Below are 18,175 nucleotides of genomic sequence, written 5' to 3' on the forward strand. Positions count from 1 at the left end.
CGCGGGACGGTGTGCCTCCGCGCCGGAGGCCGGGTCAGCCGCGGGACACGTTCCGCTGGTAGACCAGGCGCAGGCCGATCAGCGTCAGCCAGGGCTCGTGCTCGTCGATGACCGAGGACTCCCCGAGGACCATCGGCGCGAGCCCGCCGGTGGCGATCACGGTCACCTCGTCCGGGTCGTCGGCCAGTTCCCGGGCCATGCGCTCCACCACGCCGTCGACCTGGCCGGCGAACCCGTAGAGGATGCCGGACTGCATCGCCTCGACGGTGTTCTTGCCGATCACGCTGCGCGGCCGGGCCAGTTCGATCTTGCGGAGCTGGGCGCCGCGCATGCCCAGGGCGTCGACGGAGATCTCGATGCCGGGCGAGATCACACCGCCCACGTACTCGCCGCGCGCCGAGACCGCGTCGAACGTCGTGGCCGTTCCGAAGTCGACGACCACGCACGGGCCGCCGTAGAGCTCGACGGCCGCCAGGGCGTTGATGATCCGGTCGGCGCCGACCTCCTTCGGGTTGTCCATCAGGATCGGGACACCGGTCTTGACGCCCGGCTCCACCAGGACGGCGGGGACGTCGCCGTAGTAGCGGCGGGTGACCTCGCGCAGCTCGTGCAGGACGGAGGGGACGGTCGAGCAGATGGCGATGCCGTCGATGCCGTCGCCCAGTTCCTCGCCGAGCAGCGGGTGCATGCCCATCAGGCCCTGGAGCAGCACGGCGTGTTCGTCGGCGGTGCGGCGGGCCTCGGTGGAGACCCGCCAGTGCTCGACGATCTCCTCACCGTCGAACAGGCCGAGGACGGTGTGGGTGTTGCCGACGTCGATGGTGAGCAGCATCAGCCCTGTTCCTCACGGAGGTCCAGGCCGATGTCGAGGATCGGCGAGGAGTGGGTGAGCGAGCCGACGGCCAGGTAGTCGACGCCGGTCTCGGCGTAGCCGCGGGCGGTGGCGAGGGTGAGCCGGCCCGAGGACTCCAGGCGGGCCCGGCCGGCCACCAGGGCGACGGCCTCCCGGGTCTGCTCCGGGGAGAAGTTGTCGAGCAGGATGAGGTCCGCGCCCTCGCGGAGGACGGGCTCGATCTGGTCCAGGCGGTCCACCTCGACCTCGATCGGCACGCCGGGGAACTCACTGCGCACCGCGGTGAAGGCCGCCGCGACACCGCCCGCGGCGACCACGTGGTTGTCCTTGATCAGCGCGGCGTCGGAGAGCGACATCCGGTGGTTGACGCCGCCGCCGCAGCGCACCGCGTACTTCTCCAGGGCCCGCAGGCCGGGGGTGGTCTTCCGGGTGTCGCGGACCGCCGCGCCGGTGCCCTGAAGCAGGTCGGCCCACTCCCGGGTGGCGGTGGCGATGCCGGAGAGCCGGCACATCAGGTTGAGGGCGCTGCGCTCACCGGTGAGGAGGTCACGGGTGCGGGTGCGGACGGAGAGCAGCTTCTGGCCGGCCGCCACCCGGTCGCCGTCCTCGACGTGCCGCTCCACCTCGAACTCGTCGGTGCAGACGACCGAGAGCACCGCCTCGGCGATCCGCAGGCCGGCGACCGTGCCGGCTTCGCGCGCGGTGAAGTCGCCGACGGCGACGGCGTCCTCGGGGATGGTGGCGACGGTCGTCACGTCCACGCCCTGGTCGAGGTCCTCGTCGATCGCCAGGTGGGCGATGTCCTCCACCTGGACGGGGTCCAGGCCCGCGTCGGCGAGCAGTTTCGCCAGCCCCGGGTCGAGGCCGCACTCCAGCGGGTCCAGCTCGTAGTCGTCACCGCCGCAGCCGCATCCGTCGCCGCAGCCGCCCCCTCCGCCGGAACCGGCGGCCGGCCCCCCGACCTGGAGCAGGGGCAGCTCCGCGGGCTGTGAACGGTCGTCGGCGGTGCTCACGATGAGGACTCCCTCGAGGAGTGGGTGGATCGGTCCGGTGCGGCGGCGGGGGCCGCGGGGGCGGTGTCTGCCGCGGGGGCGGTGTCTGCCGCGGGAGTTCGGCCGGGCAGGGTCACCGGCGGGAAGTCTGCCGTCCCGGTGGCAGTGATCACCAGCTCGGCGGACGGGGTGAGACGGGCGGCGAGGTGACGGCGCCAGTGCGCGTCGTCCCGGCCGGGGTGGTCCTCGCGCCAGTGGCAGCCCCGGGTCTCCTCGCGGGTCCGGGCCATGGCGACCAGGACCCGGGAGACCAGCAGGAGGTTGGTGGCCTCCCAGGTCTCGACACAGGGCTCGGCGGTCTTGCCGTTCCGGGCCAGGTCCGCCACGGCCTCGGTGTGCAGGGCCTCCAGGGCGACGGCGGCCGCGGCGAGGCTCTCGGCGCTGCGGAGGACCCCCGCGCCGGTGGTCATGATCCGCTGGATCGTGAACCGGGACTCGGGGGCGAGGAGGGGGGCGGCGGCCTCGCCGGCGGGCGCGGCCTCGTACGAGCCGTCGGGGGAGGCGGAGGCGGGCTCCGGGGAGCCGGACGCGGTGACGGCGGGCTCGGTGGAGGCGGACTCGGTGGAGGCGGACGCGGTGGAGGCGGACGCGGTGGAGGCGGGCCCGGTGGAGGCAGGCTCGGTGGAGGCGGACGCGGTGGAGGCGGACGCGGTGGAGGCGGGCCCGGTGGAGGCAGGCTCGGTGGAGGCGGACCCGGTGAAGGCGGACGCGGTGAAGGCGGGCCCGGTGGAGGCAGGCTCGGTGGAGGCGGGCTGTGCGGAGACCGGCTCTGCGGCGACGGCGCCGCCGGAGACGATGTCGGCGGCGATGCGCTCGGCGAACACCAGGCCTTCGAGGAGGGAGTTGGACGCCAGCCGGTTCGCCCCGTGCACCCCGGTGCAGGCGACCTCGCCGCACGCGTAGAGGCCGGGAACCGTCGTCCGCCCGCGCAGATCGGTGCGGACCCCGCCGGACGCGTAGTGCGCGGCGGGCGCCACCGGGATCGGGGCGGTCACCGGGTCGATGCCGTGCGCCCGGCAGGCGGCCAGGATCGTCGGGAAGCGGTTCTCCCACATCGTGGCGCCGAAGTGGCGAGCGTCGAGGTACATGTGCTCGGCGCCCTGCTCCTGCATGCGTCGCGTGATGCCCTTGGCGACGATGTCGCGCGGGGCCAGCTCGGCCAGTTCGTGCTGCCCCTGCATGAAGCGGACGCCGTCCGCGTCGACGAGGTGCGCACCCTCGCCGCGGACGGCCTCGGAGACCAGCGGCTGCTGTCCCTCGGCATCCGCGCCCAGGTAGAGGACGGTGGGGTGGAACTGCACGAACTCCAGGTCGCTGATCTCGGCTCCGGCGCGCAGCGCCAGGGCGACGCCGTCGCCGGTGGAGACACCGGGGTTGGTGGTGGCGGAGAAGACCTGGCCCATGCCGCCGGTGGCGAGCACGACGGCGGGGGCGTGGACGGCGCCGACACCGTCGCGCTGCCCCTCCCCCATGACGTGCAGGCTGACCCCGGCGGTGCGGCCCTCGGCGTCCGTGAGCAGGTCCAGGACCAGGGCGTTCTCGACGGTCTCGATCGTTCCCGGGCCTGTGCCGTCGGCTCCGGCCTCCCGCACCGCGGCGACCAGGGCCCGGGAGATCTCCGCGCCGGTCGCGTCCCCGCCGGCGTGCGCGATCCGGCGGCGGTGGTGGCCGCCCTCCCGGGTGAGTTCGATCCGTCCGGTCTCGGCGGAGGTGTCGAAGTGGGCGCCGGTGGCGATCAACCGGCGTACGGCGTCGGGGCCTTCGGTGACCAGGGTGCGTACGGCGCCCTCGTCGCAGAGCCCCGCGCCCGCCACGAGCGTGTCGTCGAGGTGCTGCTCGGGGGTGTCCCCTTCGCCGAGCGCGGCGGCGATGCCGCCCTGGGCCCAGCGGGTGGAACCGTCGTCCAGCCGGGCCTTGGTGACGACGACGGTCCGCCGGCCGGCGGCGGCGCAGCGCAGCGCGGCGGTGAGCCCGGCGACACCGGAGCCGACGACGACCACATCGGCCTCGACGGCCCAGCCCGGTGCGGGGGCGTGCAGCGTGCGCGGGTGCCCTCCCGCGGCGGGGCCACCGCCGGGCGCGCCGGACGCCGGGGCGCTCCCGGACGCGGTGTCCGGGGTGCCGGGTGCGGTGTCCGGGGTGCCGGACGCGCCGGGCAGCGGGCCTATGTGATCAGCGGTCATCGGTCGCTCCCGGACTCGCGGTCTCTGCGGACGGGGCTCTCCTCGAACCACAGCCGGACGTTGTCGATCAGCCGGGTCGTGCCGACCCTGGCGGCCACCGCCAGCACCGCCTCCCCCCGGAAGTCCGGCGGGACCTCGGTGAAGTCGGCGGCGTCGAGCAGTGCCAGGTAGTCGAGTTCGAGCGGGGGGCTGAGCCGAGCAGCCTCCGCCAGCACGGCGGCTCCCGCGGCGCGCACCGCCTCCGGGCCGGCCACGACGGCCGGGGTGCCCGGGGCTTCGGTGCCGTGCCCGGTGGCTCGGGCCCGTCCGGAACCCTCCTCCGGGCGGCCGTGGCCGGAGTGGTCCGCCCCCGAACGGCCCGGGCCGGAGCCGTCCGATGCGGAGCCGTCCGATGCGGAGCCGCCAGGCCCGAAACCGTCGAGGCCGGAGCCGTCCGGTCCGGAACCGTCGGGGCCCGGTCCGCCGTCGGAGCCCGGTCCGCTGTCGGCGCCGCCCGCGGCGCGTAGGCCGACGGCCCGCGCGGCGAACAGCGCCCGGGACAGCGCGAGCGCCGTCCCGCGCTCCTCCGCCGAGAGGTAGCGGTTGCGGCTGGAGAGCGCGAGGCCGTCCTCCTCGCGCACGGTGGGAACGGCGACGATCTCCACGTCCTGGTCCAGCTCCAGGTCGAGCACCATGCGCCGGATCAGGGCCAGTTGCTGGGCGTCCTTCTCCCCGAACATCGCGTGGTCGGCGGCGGTGATGCTGAGCAGCCGGTGCACCACGGTCAGCATGCCGTCGAAGTGACCGGGGCGCGTGGCGCCCTCCCAGCGCTCCCCCATGGGGCCCGCGGTGATCCCGATCTGCGGCCGCCCGTGCGGATAGACGGCGTCGACGGTCGGTGCGAACACCACGTCCGCACCGGCCTCCCGGCACACCTCCAGATCGGCGTCGAGGGTGCGCGGATAGCGGTCGAAGTCCTCGTTCGGGCCGAACTGCAGGGGGTTGACGAAGACGGTGACGACCACCATCCCGGCCTGCCCGGCCCGGCGCCGCGCCTCCCGGATCAGCGTGGCGTGCCCCTCGTGCAGGGCGCCCATCGTCATCACCACGACGGTGCGGGTGTTGTCCTCGAAGTGGTCGTCCTCGACGTCCTCGAGTTCGCGGCGGGTCCGCACCAGATGGACCTGGCGCTCCTTCACCGCGGTGCGCTTGCCGAACATCGTCAGCGGCCTCCGTCCGAGAGGACACCCAGCAGGTCCTCCGCCAGCTCCGGCTTCAGCAGACCGTGCGCGAGCGCCCGGTCCGCGGTCGTACGGGCCATCGCCAGATACCCGGCGACGGCCTGGGGCGCGTGCCGGCGCAGCTCCTCGACGTGCGCCGCGACCGTGCCCGCGTCGCCGCGGGCCACCGGCCCGGTGAGGGCGGCGTCCCCGGAGCGCAGGGCGTTGTCGAGGGCGGCGCCGAGGAGCGGGCCCAGCATCCGGTCGGGGGCGCTCACCCCCGCGGTCCGCAGCAGCTCCATGGCCTGGGCGACCAGGGTGACCAGGTGGTTCGCGCCGAGGGCGAGCGCCGCGTGGTAGAGCGGACGGGCCGCCTCCGCGATCCACTCGGGCTCGCCGCCCATCTCGATGACCAGGGCCTCGGCGGCCAGCCGCAGTTCCTCCGGGGCGGTGACCCCGAAGGAGCAGCCGGCGAGCCGCTGCACGTCGACCGCGGTGCCGGTGAAGGTCATGGCCGGGTGCAGGGCGAGCGGCAGGGCTCCGGCCCGCAGGGCCGGCTCCAGCACGGCGGTGCCGTACCGGCCGGAGGTGTGCACCAGCAACTGGCCGGGCCGCACCGCACCGGTCTCCGCGAGGCCCTCGACGAGGCCGGGGAGGGCGTCGTCGGGCACGGTGAGGAGGACCAGCTCGGCGTTCCGCAGCACCTCCGCGGGCTCCACGACCGGGACGTCCGGGAGGAGCGCCCCGGCCCGGCGCACCGAGGCGTCGGAGACGGCGGAGACGGCCACCGGGCGGTGCCCGGCGAGCTGCAGGGCCGCGGCGAGCGCGGGCCCCACGCGACCCGCCCCGACAACGCCGACGGTCAGTCGCGCGGGGCGGTCCTTGGGCTCTGGATGATGGGGTGCGTTCACGCGGGGACGGCCTTCCGTTCCAGTCCGCCAGGGGTACCGGACGTGTCCTGGCCATGCTACGCGAGTGCCTCCGCCGCCCTCCGCGCCGTCCACGGCCTGTGGACAACCGGCGGGCGGGGGTGTGGGACCGGTCGTGCAGCGCGGCGGGACGGGTCGTCCGACCGGCACCGGTCGGTGCGAGCCGGGCCGGGCAGCCGGGAATTCCGGCGCTCGCGGGACCGGGGTGCGCCATCATCGGCCGTATGACGGACGAGACCGGGGACCTCGCCCCCACGACGGACCATGGCCCGGGCATGCCGCACGGAGCGGCAGCGGCGGAGGCGTCGGCCACGGACCACGAGCGCACCGCCGGGGAGCCCGCCCACAAGGAGCCCGCCCACGAGCAGCCCGCCCACGAGGAACCCGCCCTCGGGAACCACTCCGACGCGGCGCTCCGGCGCAGGCTGACGGCCTGGCACCGCGCGGAGCGGACGCTCACGCACGGCGTGGCCGCGGAGACCATCGCCGAGCGGCTGGCGCGGCTGGCCACCGAGGCCCCCACCGCGTACGTCCTGGACGACTGGACCGATGTCTACGGGGACGGCGTCACCGCCGCCCTGGAGCGCCGGGTCGCCGAACTGCTGGGCACCGAGGACGCGGCGTTCTTCCCGACCGGCACCATGGCGCAGCAGGTCGCCCTCCGCTGCTGGGCCGGGCGCACCGGCAACGCCACCGTGGCGCTCCATCCGCTCGCGCACCCCGAGCGGTGGGAGCGGGGCGCGCTGTCCGCGGTCGCCGGGCTGCGCACGGTCCATCCGACCACCCGGCCCCGGCTGCCGACCGCCGACGAGGTGCGGGATCTGGACGAGCCGTTCGGCGCCCTGATGCTGGAGCTGCCGCTGCGCGACGCGGGTTTCGTGCTGCCCACCTGGGAGGAGCTGACGGAGGTGGTGGAGGCCGCCCGGGAACGCGATGCAGTGGTGCACCTCGACGGCGCGCGGCTCTGGGAGTGCACCCCGCACTTCGGGCGCACGCTCCCGGAGATCACCGCGCTCGCCGACAGCGTGTACGTCTCCTTCTACAAGTCCCTGGGCGGCCTCTCCGGCGCCGCACTGGCCGGCCCGGCGACCCTGGTCGACGAGGCCAGGGCCTGGCGCCACCGGTACGGCGGAGTGCCGTTCCAGCAGTGGCCGGCCGCGCTCGCGGCGCTCGTCGGGCTGGACCGGGAACTGCCGCGGCTGCCCGAGTACGTGGCGCACGCCCAAGTCGTCGCCCGGGCTCTGGCGGACGCGCTGGCCGGCGCGGGGGTGCCCTGGTTCCGGCTGCGTCCGGACCCCCCGCACACCCACCAGTTCCAGGTGTGGCTCCCGCACCCGGCCGATGTGCTGACCGAGGCCGCGGTGCGGCAGGCGGAGGAGACCGGCACGGCCCTCTTCCGGACCTGGGAGGAGGCACCGGTGCCGGGCACGGCGATGACGGAGGTGACCGTCACCGCTCCCGGTCTGGCGTGGCGGCCGTCGGACGTGGCGACGGCGGTCGCGGAGTTCCTGGCGCGGATCCCGTCCGGTGAGCCGGAGCGGATCCCGTCCGGCGCGGGGGAACCGCCGCGGTCACCGTGAGGACTGCGGCCGGGCGCTGCCGACGCTGCCGCTCCTGCCGTCCGGGCCGGTCCGCCCCGCGGCATCCCCCGTGCCTCCGCCCGTACGCTCCGCGGCGCGACCGTGCTCCGGGCCCGTCGGATCCGTCGGATCCGTCCGGCCCAGGGTCCGTTCGACGGCCGCCCGGAAGCGCCGGACCTCGCGGAAGGCATGGAGCACGCGCGCCTCGGCGGCGCCGGGTGCGGGCGGTGCCGGATCGCCCCGCCGGGCGGCCCGGTGGAGGTCGAGTGCGTACTGCTGGGTGATGCTCACGGGAATCCTCCGCGTCGACGGGTGACCCCGTCCTGACGGGACGGGGAGAACGGCCCGGCCGTACGCCGGAGTCGGCGGGCCGGGGGTGTTCCACCAGCCTGGGCGCGCCCCGTGCCGTCCCGCACGCCGATTGACGCGCATCGTCAATCGATGCCGCCGGTGCCCGCCCGCCGGGCACGATGAGGGCATGAGCCTGATCATCGGCATAGCGGGGCTGCCTCCCGAGCGGATCGTGTTCGCGCCGTCCCCGCTGGCCGAACTGGCCGCGATCCTGCACGCCCTCGCCGAGCCCGCACACCATGCCGACCGCCACGGCCGGCTCACCGCGATCGCCGCCGCGCTGCCCCCGGACCTCGCCGACCGGCTGATCGAAGCGGAGTTCCTGTGGCGCTCCACCCGGGCGGACATCCTGCTGCCGAACGCGCCGGGCGACACCCTGACCGAGGACCTCGACACGCTGGACCGGCTGGACGACGAGACCTTCGTGCACGCCGCGTTGGAGATCACCTGCTCGCGCGAGTACAGCCGGCGCCGTCCGGAGCCGCTGAGCGACAGCGCCGACCGGGACCGGGTACGGGCCCTGGCCTCCGCCCGCGGCCCGCTCCAGTCGGCCTTCGCCGACCGGCTGCTGGCCGATCCGCCGGCCGTACGGGCCTGGCTGCGCAGGCTGTTGGAGGACTGCGAGCAGGCGTTCTTCGCCGACGTCTGGCAGCAGGTACGGGTCCGGCTCGCCGCGGACGCCCGGCACAAGACCCAGTTGCTGGCCCGGCACGGCCTCGCCGAGGCCCTGACGGCCGTCTCGCCCGCGGTCACCCTGGACGCCGCACGCTCCCGCATCGTGGTCGACAAGCTCCAGGACGCGGCGACGTCCACCACGGACGGCCTCACCTTCCTGCCGACCGTCTTCGGCCGGCCCCACCTCATCGTGGTGCACGCCCCGGGGTGGCGGCCCGTCGTCCACTACCCGGTCGCCACGCGCGGCGACGAGGAACCGCGGGCGCTCTCCCCGGAGACGGTCGGCCGGCGGCTGGACGCCGTGGCGCACCCGGTCCGGATGCGCCTGTGCCGCACCCTGGCCCGCGGCCCCCACACGACGGGCGAACTCGCCTTCGCCTACGACCTCTCCGCGCCCGAGGTCTCCCGGCACCTGGCGGTCCTGAAGAAGGCCGGGCTGCTGGCCACGCGCCGCCGCGGCCGGTACGTCCTCTACGAGCTGGATCTGCCCGTGGTGGCCCGGCTGGGCACGGACTTCCTGGAGAGCATGCTGCGCTGACCGGAGAGCATGCTGCGCTGACCGGCGCGGGCGGACCCGGCCGGGGGACTGCCGGCCGCGGGACTGCCGGCCGGTCCGGCCGAGCGGCGTACCCGCGGAAGCCGCGCCCGGTGCCCTACTGCCCGCCCCCGCCGCCCGCGCGGACCAGCCCCGTCTCGTAGGCCAGCACCACCGCCTGCACCCGGTCCCGCAGCCCCAGCTTCGCCAGGATGCGTCCCACATGCGTCTTGACGGTGGCCTCCGAGAGGACGAGCCGGCCGGCGATCTCGCCGTTCGACAGCCCCTGCGCCACGAGCAGCAGGACCTCGCGCTCCCGGTCGGTGAGCCGCTGGAGTTCGGCCGCGGCCGGCTCGGCGGCGGCGCTCGGCAGCATCGGGCTGAACCGGTCCAGCAGCCTGCGGGTGGTGCTCGGCGCGACGACCGCGTCACCGCTGTGCACCGCGCGGATCGCGGCCAGCAGCTCGTCCGGCGGTACGTCCTTGAGCATGAAGCCGCTCGCCCCGACCTTCAGCGCGGAGAAGGCGTACTCGTCGAGGTCGAACGTGGTCAGAATCAGCACCCGGGGCGTGGACGAGCCGCCCTGGCCGGCCCCCTCGCAGATGCGCCGGGTCGACTCCACCCCGTCCATCCGCGGCATGCGGACGTCCATCAGCACGACGTCCACCGGCTGGGCGCGCAGCACCTCCAGGGCCTCGGCGCCGTCCCCGGCCTCGGCGACGACCTCCATGTCGGGCTGCGCCTGCAGCACCATGCGGAACCCGGTGCGCAGCAGCACCTGGTCGTCGACGAGCATCACGCGGATCGACATCTGCGGTGTCCCTTTCGTGGCGGGGCGGGTGGCACGGCTCCCGGTTCGGTGGCCGCGCGGGTAGGAGTTCGGGTCCGGGTCCCGGACGGGCGGTGCGGGCGGTACGGGCGGTACGGGCAGGGATACGGGTGCGGGCCGATCGGCGATCAGTGCGCGTCCCGATCGTCCCGTGGCGGGTCAGTGGGCAGGTTTCATCGGCAGCACCGCGCTGATCCGGAAACCCCCGCCGGGCCGCGGTCCGGCGTCGAGCCGACCGCCGACCATACCGACCCGCTCCCGCATACCGATCAGCCCGTGGCCGAGTCCGTCGGCACCGCCCTCGGTGTACAGCTCCTGCTGGGCGCCCCGCCCGTCGTCCTCGACGAGCAGGTCCAGCTCGGCGTCCCCGTAGGTGAGGCGGACGGTGGCGCCCGCCTCGGGGCCGCCGTGCTTGCGGGTGTTGGTGAGCGCCTCCTGCACGATCCGGTACGCGGTCAGCTCGACACCGCTGGGCAGCGGCCGCGGGCTGCCCTCGACCGTGAAGTCCACGGCGAGCCCGGCCCCCCGGACCTGCTCGATGAGGTCGTCGAGCTGGCCCACGTCGGGCTGCGGCACGTAGTCGCGCCCCTCGCCGGGCTCGCCGGTGCGCAGCACGCCCAACAGCCGGCGCATCTCCGCCAGCGCCTGGCGGCCGGTGCCGGAGATCGTGGCCAACGCCTGTTTCGCCTGGTCGGGGGCGGCGTCCAGGACATAGGCGGCGCCGTCGGCCTGGACGACCATCACCGAGACGTTGTGCGCCACCACGTCGTGCAGCTCGCGGGCGATCCGGGCCCGCTCGGCGGCGACGGCCATCTTCGACTGCGCCTCGCGCTCCTTCTCCAGCCGGGCGGCACGCTCCTCCAGCTGCGCGTAGTACGCCCGCCGGGTCCGGATGGAGTCCCCGAGCACCCAGGCCAGCGCGAACGGCACCGTGAGGAAGACGATGCCGACGATCCGCGACGCGCCGGGGAAGTCGTCCGGCGAGCGCGTCAGCGAGAGGGTGGGTGCGAGCAGGCCGCCGACCAGCGCGAAGCGGGACGCCCAGCCGGCGCCGTTGGCGGCCGCGGTGTAGATGATGACCAGCATCCCGAAGTTGCTCGGGTTCTCCTCGATCCCGAAGATCAGCTGCGCCACGCCCGTCGCGGCGGCCAGCAGCAGCATCTTCTCCGGGGCACGGCGGCGCAGCGCGATCACCGTGCCGAGGGCGAACACCGTCAGGACCGCGACGAAGCGCGAGTTCGCTTCGAACGTGCCCTCCGCCAGCCACAGACCGCTGAGCCCGACCACGGGGAGGGCCCAGAAGGTGTCGACCCCGGTCGGGTGTCTGCGGAGGAAGTCATAGAGGCGCTGCACGTCACCCAGCGTAGGCACGCCGGGTACGTGCCGGGGTCAACCGGAGGGCCGATTACTGAGCGGACGCATACTCCTGAAGGTGGAGAGGTCCGGCGTACGCCCCGGGGCACAGGGCGGTGCCCGCCCCGTGCGGTGGCCTGCGCGGACACCTCTACGGTGGGGGCGTGGTGAACGACACGCGGCAGTGGCGGGGATGGCGGGAGGCGGCCGGTACGGCGCTGTACGGGCCGGAGGGTTTCTTCGTCCGGGAGCGCCCCGACGCGCACTTCCGCACCTCGGTGCACGCCTCCCCGCTCTTCGCCTCGGCCGTGGCCGAGCTGCTGCGACGGACCGACGAGGCGCTCGGCGGGCCGGAGGCGCTGGCGCTGGTGGACGTCGGGGCAGGCCGCGGCGAGCTTCTGGAGGGCGTGCTGGCGCAGGTGTCCCCGGAGCTCGGCGCACGGCTGCGGCCGTACGCCGTGGAACGCGCGGCCCGGCCGGAAGGGCTCGACCCCCGCATCGCCTGGCACGACGAGCTGCCGGAGCCGGGCTCCGTGACCGGTCTGGTGTTCGCCAACGAGTGGCTGGACAACGTGCCGCTGGAGGTGGCCGAGGCCGGACCGGACGGAGTGCTGCGCCGGGTCCTCGTCGCGGCCGACGGGGAGGAGTCCCCGGGCGAGGCCGTCTCCGGTGCGGACGCCGCCTGGCTGACGCGCTGGTGGCCGCCGGCCGCGAAAGCGGAACCGGACACGGCGCACCGAACGGCCGGCGGCACGGGGACGGAAGCGGAACCGGCTGCGGGTGGCCGGGCGGGGGGCGTACCCGGGCCGTGGGCGGGGACGGAGAACGGGGCGGGCGCGGAGCCGGCGGGCGCGGAGAACGGGGCAGAGACGGAGCCGACGGGCGCGGAGCCGGGGGTCGGTCCAGGGTCTCCGGACACACCCGCGCTCCGGGCCGAACCGGGGCTGCGGGCCGAACCGGGGCTGCGGGCGGAGATCGGCGCGCCCCGGGACGAGGCCTGGGCGCGGGCGGTCGCCTGTCTGCGGCACGGAGTGGCCGTCGCCGTCGACTACGCCCACACCCGCGAGGACCGGCCGCTCTTCGGCACCCTGACCGGCTTCCGCGACGGCCGCGAGGTCCGCCCGGTCCCGGACGGCTCCTGCGACATCACGGCCCATGTGGCCCTCGACGCCTGCGCGGAGGCGGGGGCCGCGGTGACGGGCACCGCGGCGGTCGACTCCACGGCAGCGCGCGCCGCGATGACGGGCGCCGCGGTGAGGGACGCCGACCCGGTGACGGAGGCCGACCTGACGGCGGAGGCCCGCCCGGTGGCGGAGGCCGGTCCGGTGGCGGAGGCCGGTCCGGTGGCGGAGGCCGGTCCGGTGGCAGAGGCCCGCCCGGCGGCGGAGGCCGATCCGACGACGAAGGCGGGCCCGACGACGGGAGCGGGCGCACTCGACGGCGCCGCGCTGCTCAGCGGCGGCCCGTCCCTGCTCACCCAGCGGGACGCGCTGCACGCCCTCGGGGTGGACGGCCGCCGGCCGCCGCTGGCGCTCGCGTCCACGGACCCCGGCGCGTACGTCAGGGCGCTGAGCTCGGCGGGCGAGGCGGCCGAGCTCACCGACCCCTCCGGGCTGGGTGCGTTCGGCTGGCTGATCCAGCCGGTCGCCCGCTGACACCTCCGGCGCGCAGCCCGCGCCGACGCACGGCTCTCCTCTGCGGGCCCGCCCGGCTCTCCTCGACGGGCCATCGACCGCCGCGGCGCCCTCCGGACCGGTCCGCGGCCCCCGGAACGGCCCCGGAGCCGACGGCCGGCACCCCGGTGAGCGCCCCGCTACGCCGCGCCGCCCGTCATCCAGCGGTCGGGCAGCGCCTCGCGACGGCCGGTGCGGGAGCGGTCCGCCTGGGCGGACAGGATCCGGGTGGCCTCGTCGGCGTCGCGGAGCCGGGCCGTCACCGACTTGTCGGCGCCGGTGTCCACCACCACGTCCGCGAGCCCGCGCCGCCGCTCCCACGGCCCCTGGGTGCGCCGGACGCTCTGCACCTTCGCGTGCGGGACCAGGGCGAGCGAGCGGCCGAGCAGCCCGTGCCGGGCGGCGAAGACCGTCGCGTCGACGGTGAAGCCGTAGCCCCGCCACCACGCCGGGACGCACCACCGGGCCCGTGACGGCGCCGGCTCCAGTGCCGCCGTCACCGCCTCCACGTCGACGCCCGGCAGCACCCGGCCGACGATCCGGGCGGCGACCGCCCGGTCGGCGACCGGCAGCAGAACGCCGTTCTTGGAACCGGCCACGTCCAGTTCGACCCGGACCCAGCCGCGGCGCCGCCACAGCAGAGGCTCGACGATCCGCACGGTCTGCACCCGGCCCGGCGGCACCGTCTCGTGCTCGCGGTCGAGCAGCCCGTGGTCGAGCCGCAGCCCGTCCGGCGACTCGCCGACCGTCCAGTCGTACTCGGCGATGTACCGTCCGGCGCTGCTCGCCCACACCCCGCCCAGGAAGGGCAGCCCGGTCGCCAGGGCCACCCAGATGCTGCCGCTCAGCAGCCACACCAGCGGCGGCCCGGCGACCGCGACGACGAGCGCTCCCCAGGTGCTCACCATCAGCAGCAGCGACACGGCGAGGTCCTTGGGATCGACCCGGACCAGCTGCCGCACCGGGGCCTCACCGGCCGCGTGGACCGCCTCCGGGGCGATACCGGCGGCGCGCGCCAGCAGTTCGGCGCGGAGCGCCCGGGCGTCCCGCTCGCTGAGGAACGCCAGCTCGTCCTTGTCCTCGGTGCCGATCACGTCGAGCTTGAGCTTGGCCACGCCCAGGAAGCGGGCGAACAGCGGCTGGGTGACGTCGACCGCCTGGAGCCGGTCCAGCCGGATGTGCGCCACCCGCCGGAAGACCAGCCCGGTACGGATCCGCAGCTCGGTGTCGGTGACCGAGAAGTGGGTGAACCACCAGGACAGGAAGCCGTACGCGCCGGCCACCGGGACCAGCACGGCGAGCCCCAGCAGCGTCAGCTCGACGGAGAGCCCGGTGATCCACCGCCGGGCCTGGTCCAGGTCGTGGACGGCCACACCGGCCGCGACCGCGAACGGCGCCCAGGCGCGGCGCAGCGGGGTGACGGGGTGCAGCCGCCGCTCCACCCCGCCCGCCGCCGGAGGGGCGGCCTCCGGCGGAGAGGCGGCCTCCGGTAGACGGGCGGTTTCCGGTAGGCGGGCGGTTTCCGGCGGAGGGGCTGCCTCCGGCGGTACCGCCTCCGTCCCGCTCACAGCCCCGCCGATCGGGCCTGGCCGAGCTCCGTGAGGCGCTCCCGCAGCCGCGAGGCCTCCTCGGGGAGCACCCCCGGGATCCGGGCGTCGCTCGCGGCGGCCGCGGTGTGCAGCTGCACGCTCGCCAGCCCGAAGCGCCGTGCCAGCGGCCCCGACATGACCTCGACGAGCTGCATCCGCCCGTACGGGACGACCGTGGTCTCCCGCCACAGCACCCCGCGGCTGATCAGCAGGTCGTCGGCGCGCTCCGCATAGCGCCAGGAGCGCCAGTTGCGCTCCAGCAGCCACCAGCCCCAGGCCGTGAGGGCCAGCGGCGGCAGCGCGGCGAGCGCGGCCCAGCCGGGGCCGGCCAGCGGCAGCAGCACCGCCGCGGCGGCGACCGCGAGCGGCACCAGCGTTACCACCAGCACCAGCCGCCGCAACGTCAGCAGGGCCCGCGGCAGGCCGGTCCATCCCGCTCCGGTGCCGGACTCGATGTCCCCGACGGCGTCCCCGCGGGCGCCCCCGGCCGCATCTCCATCGGCCGCGTCTCCGCCGGCCGCTCCGACGCCGGTCTCCCCCACGCCGGTGTCCGCGGCGCCGCCCTCCGAGATGCCGGGGTCCCCGATCCCGCTCTCCCCGACGCTGCTCTCCCCAGCACCGGTCTCCCCGCCGACGTCCCCGCCGAGGTCCCCGACGGTGGTCCCGCCGCCGTCCCCCGCGGTGTTTCTTCCGCTGTCCCCGCCCATGTCCGCTCCGTCCCCGGTTCCGGTACGGGCCCCGTCCCCGTATCCATGGCCACCAGCGTAGGCGGCCGGGGGAGCTGCGAGACTGTTCCCATGACGGAGACGACAGTCGGGATCGGCGGTGCGGCGGAGAGCACGGACATGGTGCTCAACATCGGGCCGCAGCACCCGTCCACGCACGGGGTGCTGCGCCTGCGGCTGGTGCTCGACGGCGAACGGATCCAGCACGCGGAACCGGTGATCGGCTACATGCACCGCGGTGCGGAGAAGCTGTTCGAGGCGCGCGACTACCGCCAGATCATCATGCTCGCCAACCGTCACGACTGGCTGTCGGCCTTCTCCAACGAGCTGGGCGTCGTCCTCGCCGTCGAGCGGATGCTGGGCATGGAGGTGCCGGAGCGCGCCGTCTGGACCCGTACGCTGCTCGCCGAGCTGAACCGGGTGCTCAACCACCTGATGTTCCTCGGCTCATATCCGCTCGAACTGGGCGGAATCACCCCGATCTTCCACGCGTTCAGCGAGCGCGAGGAGCTGCAGCACGTCATGGAGGAGATCTCCGGCGGGCGCATGCACTACATGTTCAACCGGGTCGGCGGGCTCAAGGAGGACCTCCCGGCCGGCTGGCTGGGCCGGGCGCGGCACGCGGTCGCCGCCTGCCGTTCGCGGATGGACGTCTTCGACCGGCTGGTCCTCGGCAACGAGATCTTCCGGGGCCGGACCCGCGGGGTCGGCGTGCTGACCCCGCAGACGGTGCACGCCTACGGGGTGAGCGGACCGATCGCCCGCGGCTCCGGCGTCGACTTCGACCTGCGGCGCGACGAGCCGTACCTCGCCTACGGGGAGCTGCGGGACGTCCTGCGGGTCCCCACCCGCACCGAGGGCGACTGCCTGGCGCGCTTCGAGTGCCTGCTGGACCAGACGCACAACTCGCTGGAGCTCGCCGAGGCCTGCCTCGACCGGATCGAGGAGCTGCCGCAGGGGCCGATCAACCAGCGGCTGCCGAAGGTGCTGAAGGCCCCGGAGGGCCACACCTACGCGTGGACCGAGAACCCGCTGGGGATCAACGGCTACTACCTGGTGTCGAAGGGCGAGAAGACGCCGTACCGGCTGAAGCTGCGCTCGGCGTCGTACAACAACATCCAGGCGCTGACCGAGCTGCTGCCGGGGACTCTGGTGGCCGACATGGTCGCGATCCTCGGCTCGCTGTTCTTCGTCGTCGGCGACATCGACAAGTGATGCCCGGCATGTGATGCCCGGCATGTGATGCCCGGCATGTGACGCCCGGCGGATGACGTCCGGCAGGTGATGTCCGGCAGATGCGTCGGCGCCGGTGTCCTCCACCCCCCATGGGGACGGGACACCGGCGCCGACGTCACTTCCGAGGAATCAGGACGTACGGACCCGCCGCAGCCGCCGGAGGTCGATCTGCTCGGTCTCGTCGTACTCGGTGAGGTCGATGACCTCACCCGACTCACCCGTGGCACCGGACGTGTTCCCCGCTCCGTCCGTGCCCTCGGCCGACTCCCCGACGGTGTCCGCGGCGGCTCCCGGCCGGGCGCCGTCCGCACCGGCACCGTCCGCACCGGCCCTGTCCGTACCGGCCCCGTCCACGTCCTCGGCGCGCGCAGCGGCCGGCAACGCCCCCGGCGCTTCGGTCTCCTCCGCGTCGGCCGCCGTCGCCTCCTCCGCCCGGTTCGCCTCGTGTTCGGCGAACGCCTCGGCGCCGACGACGTCGGCCAGGTCCTCGTCGGGGGCCGGTGCGGCGGCCGGTCCCGGGCGCCGGTCCTCGGCCGGGACGGCCTGGTCCAGCCCCTGGGTCCCGAAGAAGTCGAAGCCGCCGACACCGGGCGCGGCCGGGCGGCGGAGCGGTGCGGGCGGGGCGACCGCGGAGGCCGTGGCCACCTTGTGCCGACGGCCCTTCTCCACCGCGGTGTCGTCGGTGGCGGCCGTACGGGAGGAGGTCCCGGCGGCCGCCGCGTGCTTCCCCGTGGGCTCCTCCGCCTCCCGTCGCTCGGCGAGATCACGCCGGCGGGCGGCCGCGACGGTGCGCTGCGCCTGCTGCCGGGCCCCGTTGCGGAGGAGTTCGGACAGGGCGCGGTCGGCCTTCAGATAAGTGCTGGGCGTGGGGGCGCCGTTCGCGTCCAGGTCGGAGGAGTCGGCGGACAGCGCCTTTGCGGGCTCCCCGGACTCCAGGGCGAGCTGCCGGCGGCCCTCCAGGGCGCTGGCCCGCTCGGTCTCGGCCGTGGCGTAGCGGCGCAGGAGTTCGGCGTGCTCGTTGCGCAGCCGGGCGAGTTCGGCCCGCTTGGACCGGAGCTTGCCCTCGAGGCCGCTGCGCAGCTCGCGCGACTCCTCGAGGTCAATTTCCAGCTCGGCGATCCGCTCGTCGGTGCGCCACTCGTCACGGACCCGTGCCGCGGTGAGTTCGGCGACCCGCTTGCCGGCGACCCGGTCCCACTGCCGTGTCAGGGCCGCGCAGCCGATGCCGAGGGCGGCCGTGCCCGCCACCAGCACACGGAGCGCGACAGCGTCGCCTATCAGCCAGGCGCCGGCGGCGCAGACAACGGATGCGGCAGCGATCGACGTCGGGGGAAGAAGCCGGTGCAGGGGTGGTGAATGGCGGTGACGTCCACGTGGCATGGCCAGAAACTTACCGTGCGTGCGGTCTGTATG

15 protein-coding genes and 2 pseudogenes are annotated in these 18,175 nt (G+C 75.3%); 4 read left to right on the forward strand and 13 right to left on the reverse strand.

Annotated elements, in window-relative coordinates; translation table 11 throughout:
• Positions 1–34: 34 nt before the first annotated feature.
• The 7 genes and pseudogenes from ABT112_RS13070 to ABT112_RS13100 all read right to left on the reverse strand — a co-directional run bounded on the left by ABT112_RS13070 (position 35) and on the right by ABT112_RS13100 (position 6,198).
• A complete protein-coding gene (locus ABT112_RS13070) occupies positions 35–832 on the reverse strand; it encodes a type III pantothenate kinase (RefSeq protein WP_351508759.1) in 798 nt (265 codons plus the stop codon).
• Positions 832–1,869, reverse strand: coding sequence for a carboxylating nicotinate-nucleotide diphosphorylase (gene nadC / locus ABT112_RS13075; RefSeq protein WP_502975330.1), 1,038 nt, complete (start codon positions 1,867–1,869; stop codon positions 832–834). Before nadC ends, ABT112_RS13070 begins: the two co-directional genes overlap by 1 nt.
• Positions 1,863–2,327: a hypothetical protein gene (locus ABT112_RS13080; protein ID WP_351508915.1), complete on the reverse strand. Its 465-nt coding sequence runs from the start codon at positions 2,325–2,327 to the stop codon at positions 1,863–1,865. Before ABT112_RS13080 ends, nadC begins: the two co-directional genes overlap by 7 nt.
• 220 nt (positions 2,328–2,547) lie before the next feature.
• Positions 2,548–2,610, reverse strand: a pseudogene (locus tag ABT112_RS35355) (hypothetical protein); the annotation flags it as partial.
• A gap of 20 nt (positions 2,611–2,630) precedes the next feature.
• Positions 2,631–4,088 (reverse strand): annotated as a pseudogene (locus ABT112_RS13090) (L-aspartate oxidase); the annotation flags it as partial.
• Positions 4,085–5,287: a pantoate--beta-alanine ligase gene (panC, locus tag ABT112_RS13095; protein WP_351508762.1), complete on the reverse strand. Its 1,203-nt coding sequence runs from the start codon at positions 5,285–5,287 to the stop codon at positions 4,085–4,087. The pseudogene ABT112_RS13090 and the gene panC, both read right to left, overlap by 4 nt.
• Before the next feature lie 2 nt (positions 5,288–5,289).
• The gene (locus tag ABT112_RS13100) at positions 5,290–6,198 is read right to left on the reverse strand and encodes a Rossmann-like and DUF2520 domain-containing protein (RefSeq protein WP_351508764.1); all 909 of its coding nucleotides are present in this window, start codon (positions 6,196–6,198) and stop codon (positions 5,290–5,292) included.
• 293 nt (positions 6,199–6,491) lie between these two features.
• Here ABT112_RS13100 and ABT112_RS13105 point away from each other — a divergent pair, with 293 nt between their 5' ends.
• Positions 6,492–7,796 (forward strand): threonine aldolase family protein, encoded by a 1,305-nt coding sequence (locus ABT112_RS13105; protein WP_502975331.1) that lies wholly within the window; start codon positions 6,492–6,494, stop codon positions 7,794–7,796.
• On the opposite strand, the gene ABT112_RS13110 is transcribed toward ABT112_RS13105, so the two are convergent.
• Positions 7,788–8,087, reverse strand: a complete 300-nt coding sequence (locus tag ABT112_RS13110; RefSeq protein ID WP_351508768.1) for a hypothetical protein — start codon at positions 8,085–8,087, stop codon at positions 7,788–7,790. The genes ABT112_RS13105 and ABT112_RS13110 overlap by 9 nt on opposite strands.
• Before the next feature lie 187 nt (positions 8,088–8,274).
• On the opposite strand from ABT112_RS13110, the gene ABT112_RS13115 reads away from it, so the two are divergent.
• Positions 8,275–9,360 (forward strand): DUF5937 family protein, encoded by a 1,086-nt coding sequence (locus ABT112_RS13115; protein WP_351508770.1) that lies wholly within the window; start codon positions 8,275–8,277, stop codon positions 9,358–9,360.
• Between the two features lie 115 nt (positions 9,361–9,475).
• Here the strand turns inward: ABT112_RS13115 and ABT112_RS13120 are convergent, their stop codons facing one another.
• Both ABT112_RS13120 and ABT112_RS13125 read right to left on the reverse strand, forming a co-directional pair.
• Complete coding sequence (locus ABT112_RS13120; protein ID WP_351508772.1) at positions 9,476–10,168, reverse strand: response regulator; 693 nt, start codon at positions 10,166–10,168, stop codon at positions 9,476–9,478.
• Between the two features lie 177 nt (positions 10,169–10,345).
• Positions 10,346–11,539 carry a sensor histidine kinase gene (locus ABT112_RS13125; protein WP_351508774.1) on the reverse strand — a complete coding sequence of 398 codons (1,194 nt, stop codon included), beginning with the start codon at positions 11,537–11,539 and terminating at the stop codon, positions 10,346–10,348.
• A 164-nt stretch (positions 11,540–11,703) separates the two neighbouring features.
• Between ABT112_RS13125 and ABT112_RS13130 the strand changes: the two genes are divergently transcribed.
• The gene (locus ABT112_RS13130; RefSeq protein ID WP_351508776.1) at positions 11,704–13,194 is read left to right on the forward strand and encodes an SAM-dependent methyltransferase; all 1,491 of its coding nucleotides are present in this window, start codon (positions 11,704–11,706) and stop codon (positions 13,192–13,194) included.
• 158 nt (positions 13,195–13,352) lie between these two features.
• On the opposite strand, the gene ABT112_RS13135 is transcribed toward ABT112_RS13130, so the two are convergent.
• Both ABT112_RS13135 and ABT112_RS13140 read right to left on the reverse strand, forming a co-directional pair.
• Positions 13,353–14,654 carry a PH domain-containing protein gene (locus ABT112_RS13135; protein ID WP_351508778.1) on the reverse strand — a complete coding sequence of 434 codons (1,302 nt, stop codon included), beginning with the start codon at positions 14,652–14,654 and terminating at the stop codon, positions 13,353–13,355.
• Between the two features lie 122 nt (positions 14,655–14,776).
• Entirely contained in the window at positions 14,777–15,343 is a 567-nt protein-coding gene (locus ABT112_RS13140) for a PH domain-containing protein (RefSeq protein WP_502975332.1), read from the reverse strand.
• A 255-nt stretch (positions 15,344–15,598) separates the two neighbouring features.
• Between ABT112_RS13140 and ABT112_RS13145 the strand changes: the two genes are divergently transcribed.
• Entirely contained in the window at positions 15,599–16,741 is a 1,143-nt protein-coding gene (locus ABT112_RS13145) for an NADH-quinone oxidoreductase subunit D (protein ID WP_351508780.1), read from the forward strand.
• 150 nt (positions 16,742–16,891) lie between these two features.
• Here the strand turns inward: ABT112_RS13145 and ABT112_RS13150 are convergent, their stop codons facing one another.
• Positions 16,892–18,142, reverse strand: a complete 1,251-nt coding sequence (locus ABT112_RS13150) for a hypothetical protein (RefSeq protein WP_351508783.1) — start codon at positions 18,140–18,142, stop codon at positions 16,892–16,894.
• Between the last annotated feature and the right edge of the window lie 33 nt (positions 18,143–18,175).

The organism is Streptomyces sp. NPDC002055 (assembly GCF_040296705.1).
Lineage (GTDB): Bacteria > Actinomycetota > Actinomycetes > Streptomycetales > Streptomycetaceae > Streptomyces.